At 71.4% G+C, this 11,112-nt stretch carries 9 protein-coding genes; 2 read left to right on the forward strand and 7 right to left on the reverse strand.

The window, feature by feature from the left end; all coding sequences use genetic code 11:
• Positions 1–372: 372 nt before the first annotated feature.
• Entirely contained in the window at positions 373–774 is a 402-nt protein-coding gene (locus tag AB0I76_RS13310) for a RidA family protein (RefSeq protein ID WP_357034171.1), read from the forward strand.
• On the opposite strand, the gene AB0I76_RS13315 is transcribed toward AB0I76_RS13310, so the two are convergent.
• Complete coding sequence (locus AB0I76_RS13315; protein ID WP_357034173.1) at positions 672–1,796, reverse strand: saccharopine dehydrogenase NADP-binding domain-containing protein; 1,125 nt, start codon at positions 1,794–1,796, stop codon at positions 672–674. The genes AB0I76_RS13310 and AB0I76_RS13315 overlap by 103 nt on opposite strands.
• A 98-nt stretch (positions 1,797–1,894) precedes the next feature.
• Between AB0I76_RS13315 and AB0I76_RS13320 the strand changes: the two genes are divergently transcribed.
• On the forward strand, positions 1,895–2,833 hold the full coding sequence (locus AB0I76_RS13320) for a helix-turn-helix domain-containing protein (RefSeq protein WP_357034175.1): 939 nt from the start codon (positions 1,895–1,897) through the stop codon (positions 2,831–2,833).
• Between the two features lie 19 nt (positions 2,834–2,852).
• Here the strand turns inward: AB0I76_RS13320 and AB0I76_RS13325 are convergent, their stop codons facing one another.
• The 6 genes from AB0I76_RS13325 to AB0I76_RS13350 all read right to left on the reverse strand — a co-directional run.
• The gene (locus AB0I76_RS13325) at positions 2,853–3,890 is read right to left on the reverse strand and encodes a glycoside hydrolase family 6 protein (protein ID WP_357034177.1); all 1,038 of its coding nucleotides are present in this window, start codon (positions 3,888–3,890) and stop codon (positions 2,853–2,855) included.
• Positions 3,887–5,515 carry a glycosyltransferase family 39 protein gene (locus AB0I76_RS13330; protein ID WP_357034179.1) on the reverse strand — a complete coding sequence of 543 codons (1,629 nt, stop codon included), beginning with the start codon at positions 5,513–5,515 and terminating at the stop codon, positions 3,887–3,889. Before AB0I76_RS13330 ends, AB0I76_RS13325 begins: the two co-directional genes overlap by 4 nt.
• Complete coding sequence (locus AB0I76_RS13335) at positions 5,512–7,443, reverse strand: glycosyltransferase (RefSeq protein ID WP_357034181.1); 1,932 nt, start codon at positions 7,441–7,443, stop codon at positions 5,512–5,514. Before AB0I76_RS13335 ends, AB0I76_RS13330 begins: the two co-directional genes overlap by 4 nt.
• Before the next feature lie 540 nt (positions 7,444–7,983).
• The gene (katG, locus tag AB0I76_RS13340; RefSeq protein ID WP_357034183.1) at positions 7,984–10,260 is read right to left on the reverse strand and encodes a catalase/peroxidase HPI; all 2,277 of its coding nucleotides are present in this window, start codon (positions 10,258–10,260) and stop codon (positions 7,984–7,986) included.
• Positions 10,257–10,709: a Fur family transcriptional regulator gene (locus AB0I76_RS13345; protein WP_357034185.1), complete on the reverse strand. Its 453-nt coding sequence runs from the start codon at positions 10,707–10,709 to the stop codon at positions 10,257–10,259. Before AB0I76_RS13345 ends, katG begins: the two co-directional genes overlap by 4 nt.
• Positions 10,710–10,786: 77 nt before the next feature.
• A partial coding sequence (locus tag AB0I76_RS13350) for a pyridoxal-phosphate dependent enzyme (protein ID WP_357034187.1) occupies positions 10,787–11,112 on the reverse strand: 326 nt, incomplete at its 5' end.

Below are 11,112 nucleotides of genomic sequence, written 5' to 3' on the forward strand. Positions count from 1 at the left end.
CGCAGCTCGACGGCGTAGGCGGCGAGCGCCTCCACCAGATCGGGGACCGAGGCGTGCGGCGGCTGGACGTCGACCCGCAGGCCGAACTCCGTCGCCGCTGCGTCATGTTCGCGCAAGCGCCGGCCACCCCTCCCGCCACTTTGCTCTGCACCCCGATGTGCACCGGTAACGGCGAGTCACGGTAGGGCCGGAGGCGGTCCTCACCCCGCCGCGAGAACCACCTGCTCACCGAGGTGGCGCATCCTCGGGTGCAGAGCAAAGTGGCGGGAGTCGCGTGAGGGAGGGCGAGACGACATCACCGTCAGTATCCGAATGGGGAAGTGACGGTGAGCGACTGGCCAGCATGGCGAATCCGCTGCGATGCTTTCGTACGTGACGTCATTCCGCCGCCTGGTCAGCTCAGGATCACCGCTGGAACCGGAGATCGGCTTCTCCCGCGCCGTGCGGATAGGGCCGTACGTGTCCGTGGCCGGCACCGCGCCGATCGCGGACGACGGCGCCACCGCCGGTCCGGGAGACGTGTACGCCCAGTCCGTGCGGTGCCTGGACATCGCCGAGCAGGCGCTGCGCGAGGCCGGAGCGACGCTGGCAGACGTCATCCGGACGAGGGTCATGCTCGTGGACATCGCCCGGTGGCGGGAGGCGGCGCGCGCACACGGCGAACGGTTCGCTCACATACGACCGGCGTGCACGTTCGTGGAGGTCTCCGGTTTCATCGATCCGGAGTGGCTGGTGGAGTTCGAGGTCGACGCCGTGGTGGAAACAAGCGGCTGAAGCGAGAGGTGCGCGGACAGCGCGCGGAGGAAGTCGGGCGCGTCGAAGATCTCGCCGGCCGAGGCGACCCCGCTCGTCCTGGTCTGCCCGCCGAGGATGCGCTGGACCGCCTCGACCGCCAGCGGTGCGCTGATGGCGTAGATGTCCCGGCCACTGGCGACGAGGCGTCGTTCCGTGTCGCCGGCGCGCACGACGACGTCGACGGTGAACGTCTGCGCCGACCGGCCGCGCTCGTCGACCGCCGTCGGTGTGGGTGCGTCCGGGGCGGCCAGGTCCGTGGCCGCGTCGGCGGTCATGTACGTGCGTACCTCGGTGACGGACAGGTGGCTGGGGACCGTGACGACGTCGGCCATCGTGAACTCGCCGAGGACGGTCCGGCGGCCGACCGGAGCGGGAAACTCCCATTCCAGGGTCGGCAGGTCGCCCTCGGCGACGTAGTACTCCAGCCGGCCGCCGGTGTAGCGGACGCGGTGGCCGTCCCGGCGTTCCCGCGAGACGGTGCCGGAGGCGAGGGTCCCGGCCGTGGGGTGCCAACTGCTCAGCCCGTACGCGACGTGCGCCTCGTCGGCCGCCGTCCAGTCGCCCATCGCCGTCGTGACCAGCAGATCACCGAGTCCACCGAAGAAGGCCATCGCCGGCACCACCGCGACGCCCGCGGTCCGGGCGCGGTCGGCGAAGTGCGTGAACGTGTCGAGGTTGGCCTCGATCTCGGCCGCCACGTCGACGTACGGAATCCCGGCGCGCAGGGCGGCCTCGATCACGGGGGCCGCGGTCGAGGCGAACGGGCCGGCGCAGTTGACCACCGCTGCCGCGTCCGTCAACGCCCGGTCCAGCGAGGCCGGATCGTCGGCCGACGCCACCCGGTGTTCGAGCCCCGGATGCGACGCCGCCAGCGCCTGGAGCCGGCCGGCGTCGCGACCGAGGAGAAGCGGGACGAACCCGCGATCGCGCAACTCCGTCACCACGAAACGACCGGTGTGTCCGTACGCACCGAAGACCGCCACGGTCTGACCTGAACCCATCTGCGGTTCCTCCTCGAAGAGATCGACTAAGAAGATCCTCTCCGCAGTGGCCGGCCCGGACCAGTGTCGGGAACGCCATGCCCCGTACACTTTCGGACATGACCACGATCGCGCTCGCCGCCACCGACGCGATGCTGCACTTCGAGCTCGCCATGGCCTGCGAGGTCTTCGCCCGCGACCCCTCCGGCCTGGCAGACCCGTGGTACGACCTCGTGGTCTGCGGCCCGGGCCCGGTCCGGATCGGCCGGTTCCACCTGGAGCCGGACGACGGGTTGGACCGACTCGCCCGCGCCGACACCGTGATCGTCCCCGCCGTGGAGGACATCGACGCGGACCTGCCACCCGACCTGCTCGACGCCGTCCGCGCGGCCCACGAGGCGGGCGCCCGGATCGTCTCGCTGTGCACCGGTGCGTTCGTGCTGGCCGCCGCCGGGGTGCTGGACGGGCTGCGCGCGACCACGCACTGGGCCCACACCGAGGCGCTGGCGGCCCGCTATCCCCGCGTGCAGGTCGACCCGGACGTGCTCTACGTCGACAACGGCACCGTGCTCGCCTCCGCCGGCAAGGCCGCCGCGATCGACCTGTGCCTGCACCTGATCCGCCGCGACCACGGCGCGACGGTCGCCAACGCCGTCGCCCGCCGCCTGGTCGTGCCACCGCATCGCGCCGGCGGCCAGGCCCAGTTCGTCACCACCCCGGTGCCCGCGCGCGACGACCATCCCCTCGCCGACCTGCTCCCCTGGGCGATGGAACGGCTGAACCGTCCGCTGACCGTGGAGGACCTGGCTCGCCAGGCGAACATGAGCTCACGCAACCTGGCCCGCCACTTCCGGTCGGCAACGGGCACCACCCCGCTGCAGTGGCTGTCGACGCAGCGGATCCGCCGGGCCCAGGAGCTGCTGGAGAACACGGACAGCAGCATCGACGTCATCGCCCGGGCGGCCGGCATGGGAACCGCCACGACGTTGCGCCGGCACTTCACCCGCACCATCGGCGTAACTCCCGACGCCTACCGTCGCACCTTCCGCAACGCCTGACGGCGGTCCCGCAGAGCCGTCATTCCTGGTCGACGACCGGCGTCGGCCGGGCCGCCCGTGCGGCGGCCCGATCGGCCGCCGACAGCCACGGGGCATCGGCAATCAGGGTACGCGCCTGCGTGGGCGTGAACAGGTACGTCTTCTCTCCACCGCACACCCCGTCGGACTCCCCCGGCGCCTTGATCCAGAGCAGCGCGGCCAGGCCCGGTCGGTCGGTCACCGGCCGGGGCGCCTCCCCGAGAGCCTGCCGCTCCGGGTTGCACCACTCGTCGTCGCGGCCCGGCTCGTCCGGCGGCGGGCCGGCGCCGTTGCGGGAGGTGTCGATGACGAACTCGCGGTCCCCGACCAGGTCGGAGAGCTCCCGCCCCCACCGGTAGCTGTCCTCCGTGGACTGCCGGTTCGAGACGTTCACCGCGAATCCCTCCGCGTACGTGATGCCGGAGGCGAGCAACCGCTCGGCGGTCTCCCCGGTCGAGCGCCACCTGGAGTGCCCCGCGTCGAGGTAGACGGCGTGCCCGGCGGCGGCCAGCCGCTTCGTGGCGTCGGTGAGCAGTTGGGCGCGGGCGGCGTCGAAGCAGTCCGCCGCGATGGCGTCGGGCTCCATCACCACCACCGACCGGGCACCCCCCAGCGCGGCGATGAGCTTGCCGATGTAGTCCTGGTACGCCTGGGCGTCCGGCGCGCCTTCCCGAGAGTTGGCGCAGCCCCGGTTGGGGATCCAGTACGCCACCAGCACCGGCAGCTCGGCGCGCTGCCGGGCCCGCGCGGCCAGCTCACCGGCCGGCGGCACGTCGCGCGGATCGTTGACCCAGCGGGCCTGCGGCCGGTCGGTGATCGGGTCCAGCCAGTCCGCGCCGTTGCGTGCCTGCCAGCGGGCCGCCGCGGTGTCGACGTCGACGTGCAGCGTCGCGTCCCGGAACGGCTGCTTCGGCGGCGCGTACGTGATCGCGGGCGGGTCGGGACGCAGCGCGGTGTCGGGCCGGTCGGCGCAGCCTGTGGCCAGAGCGACGACGACCGCGAGGACTGCGGCCGACAGGTGCCGGCGACGGCGGGTCACGGCAGCTCCCAGTGTTCGCTGACCCGCAACACCCGCACCCGGTCGTCCCCGGTGCCGAAGCTGGCCACCTGCACCGCGTGCTTGCGGGCCTCCATCAGGGTCGGGTACTTCTCGGCCGCGTCGGCGGTGCGGTAGTACCAGTCCGGCACCACCAGGTAGTCGACCCGCTTGACGGTGGCCTGCACCGCCGGGTCGGTGTCGAGCTTGTAGACGATCACCGGTCGCGGGTCGTACCCGTAGTGGTGCACCAGGTCCGTCCAGATCGCGTCGTGCACGACCAGGGTCTTGTCGCGCGGCACGTTGCGGGCGACCCACTCGGTGGCCGAGCGCAGCGGCGGCTGCTCGGCGACCGTCATCATCCGGCGCAGCTCCGGGGTCCAGTGCACGGCGGCCACGCCGGCCAGCCCGAGCACCAGCAGGCCCGCCAGGGTGACCCGGAAGCCGTACCCGAAGCGCTGCTCGGCGCGCCGGCGTAGCCAGCCGGTGGGCACCAGCCCGGGGCTGCCGGCCAGCGCGGCGATCACGCCGGCGACCAGCAGGGCGCTCCACGGCAGCAGGTTGATCACGTGCATGAAGGGGACGTAGCCGCCGCGCACCAGCACCAGCCAGCCGATGACCAGGGCAAGGGCGGCCGGGCGAAGCCGGCGGACCAGCAGTGCCAGCGGAATCGCGGCCAGCCCCAGCAGGGGTAGCCAGTGGTCGTACTGAAGCCAGTTCAGCACCTGCTGGTGGGTCGCGCTGCCGGCGTCCAGCACCGAGCCGCTGGACGCCCGCCCGTCCAGCTGCCACTGCGCGGTGCCGAGCAGGCTGTTGTGCCCCTCGCCGGGGAGCAACTCGCCCTTGAAGAGCGCGAACAGCGGATACATCGCCATCAGCAGGATGCCCGCGAAAGCGGCGGTCACCAGCACCTGCGGGCGGTTGCGCCGGTCGGTGTTCTGCAGCAACGCCCAGCCGAAGGCGGGTAGCAGCAGCAACGTGGTCTCCTTGGTCAGCGCGGCCATCCCGAAGGCCAGGGCCGCGCCGATGCCGGCGGCGATGCTGCGCCGTGGCGAGTACGCCAGCACGAACGCCAGCAGCAGCCACGGGGTGACCAGGTTGTCGAGGAAGGTCCAGCGACCGTAGACCACGGCCAGCGGGGAGAGGCCGAACAGCAGCACCGCCACCGAGGCGGGCACCCGTCCGAAGCCGAGCCGGCGGCCGAGCAGGTAGAGCAGACCGGCGCTGACAACCCGGGCGATCAGCATGCACTCGTTGCCGAAGGCAATGGCGGAGTCGTACCGGTCGAAGCCGTTGGTGAGCGCGGCCCAGGCGGCGATCTGGATCCAGCCCGCCGGCGCGTGGTCGTAGAAGTACGAGTAGGGCGACAGTTCACCCTCGTACCGCATCGCCCACGCCTGGGACAGGTAGGTGCCGGGGTCGTCGACGTACCCCGGGAAGTTCGCCATGCCGACGGCGTGGACGGCCCCGACCAGGGCGAGCAGCGGCGTCAGCACGGCCAGGCTGCGGGCGTGCCGGGCGAACCAGACCTGGAGGCTGACGCGGGCCCGCCGGTGCGGCGGCAGCGCCCGGTCGATGTCGGTGACGGCGCGCAGGTCGAGGGTCGTGTTCTCCAACGTCCTGGTCATGCGCCCACCCCCGCCGTCGCCGGGACCCGATCAGCGTCGGGCGCGGGCGCCGCGCCCAGGTGCGCGCCGCTGTGCGCGGTCTTCACCCAGTCGGTACACCCCGTTAGGTGCCGCAGCAGCGCCCACACCCCGGCCACCGACAGGACCACCTGGTACGGGTAACCGCCGACGACCACCCCCACGTAGTCACGCAGCCGGACCTTCTGCCCGAAGGTACGCCCGAACTGGTGCAGCATCAGCACGTCGAGGGCGACGGTGAGCAGGCTGATCCCCAGCGGCACGCTGGCCAGCAGCGCCACCACGATCGGCGACTTGTGGGCCAGCGCCAGGGCCAGCGCGACCGGTGCGAAGACCACCGAGAACGCCTGAAAGAACTGGAAGCCGAGCACGTAGACGGCGAGCACCTTCTGCCACGTTCGGGACAGGGCCAGCCATTCCCGCTCGGTGAAGACCTGGATGAAGCCCTGCATCCAGCGCACCCGCTGGCGGACCAGGCCGCGCAGGGTGTCCGGGGTCTCCTCCCGGGTGACCATCTCGTCGATGTAGACGACGTCGACGTCGTAGCCGAGCACCGAGGCCACCATGCCGATCTTGCAGTCCTCGGTGAGGCAGTCCTCGTCCCAGTACGCGCCGTACCGCCTGCGCAGTGCCTCCAGGAACTCCCGTCGGAAGAAGACCGTGTTGCCGCCCAGCGGCATCACCTTCGTCGCCGCCTGCAACTTCAGCCGGGACTGGAACCACTTGTAGTACTCCAGCACGTTCGCCGCACGCCACCAGCCGGAGCCGTTCGCCCGCAGCCAGCGACGCAGCCGGGGCAACCGTCCCGACGGCAGGGGCAACGTACGCGGGTCGGCGCTGAAGTTCATCAACTGCACACCGCACTGCACGATGCCCGCCCCGGTCCTGCGGAATCGGTAGTCGACCATCCGCAGCAGCCGGGGGTGGAACAGGTCCTCGGCGTCGGCGATGCCGATCCACTCGTAAGGGATCCCGAGATCGTTCAGCTCCCGAACCGCGGCGTTGAGCCCGATCGGCTTGTTGTGCACCGCGGTGTCCTCGGGGTACGGCGCCACCAGCACCCGGTGCGGCCAGCGGGCCGCCGCGGCGTGTGCGATCGCCGCCGTGCCCGGGTCGTCCGGATGGTCGATAATCGGCACCACCCAGTAGTCCGGATGGTCGAGCGTGGCGAGCCGCTCCAGGGTGCGCCCCGCGACGGCCTCCTCGTGCCGCATCGGCACCAGGATGACGCCGGGCAGTCGAGGCTCGTTCGGCTCGCCGTACCGGTCGGGGTCGTTGTGCTCGGGCAGCCACCACTTGTAGAGCTGGAAGGCCAACGTGGTGACCGCCACCACCAGCATGAACACCGAGACGGTCACCAGGAAGACGTTCAGGAACACGGCGGTCAGCGCGCCGACCGCGGCCAGCGGCCCGGCGACCCAGAGGAATCGGCGGGCCGGCGACGACGGGCGGCGGTGAGCGCCGCGGTAGCCGGGGCCGGGAGACGGTTGCGTCATGCTGGTACCTGCCTTGCGGGAGAACGACCAGAAGTGGTCGGAGCAGTAGTTGACGACGGTGCCGCCGGCGAGCAGCGCCCAGTAGGCGACCGCCGTACCGGTGACCGGCGCCAGAAACGGGAACGCGACCAGGCTGAGCAGAGCGCTGGAGCCGCGAGCCGTCTGGAACCGCCACCAGCGGCTGGTCCAGCCGGTCGGCTGGTTCGCGGTACGCCGGCGCCAGGTCAGCCGGTCATGGGCCACGAAGCTCAGCTGGAGGGTCAGCACCAGCTGAACGGCGTTGGCGACCGTCGGGGCCACGCCCCGGGAGATCAGCAGGTGCAGCACCCCATGACCGAGGACTGCGACGGCACCGCCAACGGCGAGGAAGAGCCACGGCTCGGGCTGCCGAGCAAGGCGGATGATGGTTCGCACGCTGTCCTTCCGGTATGTGGCAGCCGGGGAAACGGCGCAACTGGCGAGCTGCGGCGAGGGGCCGCAGGAGCGGGATCCGCGGCGGTGATGCCACGGGGCGGCAACGGACCGCCACGCATCAACACCGGGCCCGACCCGACACGGTGCGACCCGGTGGGGAAGCTCCCACATCGGGTCAGTGCTGCTCCTACCCCTCGCGACCAGGGGAAATCGTCGTCATGACGATGGCCACAATCCGGCGGGACGACGTAACGGAGGCGGCGGCTGCTGCGCTTCCGGGGTCGTCCGGCGGGTCGGTCTCGCCCGGTGGCCGAAGGCCCGTCGCCCGGTGTGGTGCGGGCCCCTGTTCGGGTCCTGCGCCGCGATCCGCCGCGTCGGTGGTCGTGTACGTGCCGCGCCCTCGGCGTCACCCTGAGATCACGCGTCAGAGACAGAGACGGTGCGCGCCATCATCGATCATGGCGCGCACCGGGGGAACAAGGGCGGCGAGCCCCGGTCGATCACTGGTGGATCGACCGGGGCTCGTCGCTCGGAGACGGGTCAGGCGAGGTCGAACCGGTCGAGCTCCATGACCTTGGTCCAGGCCGCGACGAAGTCGGTCACGAACTTGTCGTGCGCGTCTTCGCTGGCGTACACCTCGGCGAGGGCCCGCAGCTGGGAGTTGGAGCCGAAGATGAGGTCGACCGCGGTGGCGGTCCACGTCACCTCGTCGGTGGCCAGGTCCCGAATCTCGTAGACGTGCTCGTCGGACTGCGACGCCTTCCACCGGGTGCCCGGGGAGAGCAGGTTGACGAAGAAGTCGTTGCTGAGCACGCCGGGCCGGTCGGTGAGGACACCGCGCCGCGCACCGCCGACGTTGTTGCCGAGAGCGCGCAGGCCACCGACGAGGACGGTCATCTCCGGCGCGGTCAGGTTGAGCATGTAGGCGCGGTCGACGAGCAGCACCTCCGGCTGGGTCTTCTCGCCGGCACGCAGGTAGTTGCGGAACCCGTCGGCACGAGGCTCCATGACCCGGAACGACTCGACGTCGGTCTGGTCCTGGGTGGCGTCGGTGCGGCCCGGACGGAACGGCACCGTCACCTCGACACCCGCGTCCCGCGCCGCCTTCTCGACGGCGGCCGAGCCGGCCAGCACGATCAGGTCGGCCAGGGAGATCTTCGCGCCGCCGGCCGAGTTGAACTCCCGCTGGATGCCCTCCAGGGTCTCCAGGACCGTCGCGAGCTGCTCGGGCTGGTTGACCTCCCAGCTGCGCTGCGGCTCGAGACGGATCCGGGCGCCGTTGGCGCCACCGCGCTTGTCGGTGTAGCGGTAGCTCGCGGCCGACGCCCAGGCGGTGGAGACCAGCTGGGCGGTCGTGAGGCCGGATTCCAGGACCTTCGCCTTGAGGGCGGCGACGTCGGCGTCACCCACGAGCTCGTGGTCGACGGCCGGCACCGGGTCCTGCCACAGCTGAGCCTCCGGGACCCACGGCCCGAGGAAGCGGCTGACCGGACCCATGTCGCGGTGCAGCAGCTTGTACCAGGCCTTGGCGAACGCCAACGCGAACTCGTCGGGGTTCTCCAGGAAGCGGCGCGAGATCTTCTCGTACGCCGGGTCGACGCGCAGCGACAGGTCGGTCGTGAGCATGGTCGGCTTGTGCTTCTTCGACGGGTCGTGGGCGTCCGGGATGATCGCCTCGGCGTCCTTGGCGACCCACTGCTTCGCGCCGCCGGGGCTCGTGGTGAGTTCCCACTCGTGGCCGAAGAGGATCTCGAAGAACCGGTTGCTCCACTGCGTCGGCCGGTCCGTCCAGGTCACCTCGAGGCCGCTGGTGATCGTGTCGGCGCCCGTGCCGCTGCCGTGGGTGCTCAGCCAGCCCAGGCCCTGCGCCTCCAGCGGGGCGGCCTCGGGCTCGGGGCCCACGTGGTCGTCGGCGATGCCCGCGCCGTGGGTCTTGCCGAAGGTGTGGCCGCCGGCGATGAGGGCGACGGTCTCCTCGTCGTCCATGGCCATCCGGCGGAAGGTCTCCCGGATGAAGTGCGCCGCGGCCTGGGGGTCCGCGTTGCCGCGGGGACCCTCCGGGTTGACGTAGATGAGACCCATCTCGGTCGCTCCGACACCGGCCGCCATCTCCTTCTCGGAGGCGTAGCGCTCGTCACCGAGCCAGGTGTCCTCCGGACCCCAGAAGATCTCCTCCGGCTCCCACACGTCCTCGCGGCCGAAACCGAAGCCGAAGGTCTTGAAGCCCATCGACTCCAGGGCGACGTTGCCGGCGAGCACCAGCAGGTCGGCCCACGAGATCTTCTGGCCGTACTTCTGCTTGACCGGCCACAGCAGCCGGCGGGCCTTGTCCAGGTTGGCGTTGTCCGGCCAGCTGTTGAGCGGGGCGAACCGCTGGCCGCCGTCACCGGCTCCACCGCGACCGTCCTCGATGCGGTAGGTGCCCGCCGCGTGCCAGCTCATCCGGATCATCAGGCCGCCGTAGTGGCCGAAGTCGGCCGGCCACCAGTCCTGCGAGGTGGTGAGGACCTCGGTGATGTCCCGCTTGAGGGCCTCGACGTCGAGCTTGGTGAACTCGTCGGCGTAGCGGAAGCTCTCCCCCAGCGGGTTGCCCTTCGACGAGTGGGCGTGCAGCACCGACAGGTCGAGCTGGTTGGGCCACCAGTCCCGGTTGGTGCGCGGGCGACCACCGGTCTTCGGCGTCGGCGAGTCGATCGCCGGGTTCTCGCTCTCGCTGCCGTGCGCGGTGACGGAGTCGTGCGCGACCGGGCAGCCGGCCGCCTCCTTCTTGTCCACGCCCTGCGCACTGGAGGGGACGTTGTCCTGGGTGTCGCTCATCTGCTTCCTTCCGAACTGGCGGACCACTGGGAGTGTTCGGTCGCACAGTCGGGGCAGGTGCCCCAATAGACGACCTCCGCCTCGTCGACCACGAAACCGTGGTCGCCCGAGGCGGTGAGACAGGGAGCATGGCCGACGGCGCAGTCGACGTCGGCGATCGCGCCGCAGGAGCGGCACACGACATGGTGGTGGTTGTCGCTCACCCGCGACTCGTACCGGGCGGTCGCACCCGCGGGCTGGATGCGCCGCACCAGACCGGCGTCGGTGAGCGCACGCAGCACGTCGTACACCGTCTGGTGGGAGACCGTGGGCTGGTCCGCCCGCACCAGCGCGATCACCGTGTCGGTGTCGACGTGCGGATGGTCGCGCAACGCCGCGAGCACCGCCAACCGAGGCCGGGTCACGCGCAACGAGACCGCCCGCAACTGGGTCTCGAAGTCGGACGTCACCCGACGAACATAGTCCACTTTTCTGGAATCAATCAAGTTTTGCGCGATCTCAACTCAGGATTCCCGACCCGACCCCGCTACGGCAGGTCGCGTGGGTCGGTGTTCGCTCCGCAGAGCACGACCGCCACCCTTTCGCCCGGCTCGGGCACGTAGGCGCCCGAGGTGAGGGCGGCCAGGGCGACGGCCGCGCCGTGCTCGATGACGATCCGCCAGTCCTGCCACAGGCTCCGGCGGGCGGCGATGATGTCGTCCTCGGCCACCAGCACGGAACGGACACCGGTGCGTGCCGCGACGTCGTAGGCGATGGCGCCGACGCGGCGGGCGCCGAGCGAGTCGGCGGCGACCCCGGCCACGCCGACGTCGACCGGCATTCCGGCCGCCAGCGCCGCGTGCAGCGTCGGAG

It is taken from the genome of Micromonospora sp. NPDC049799, from assembly GCF_040656655.1.
Taxonomy (GTDB): Bacteria; Actinomycetota; Actinomycetes; order Mycobacteriales; family Micromonosporaceae; genus Micromonospora.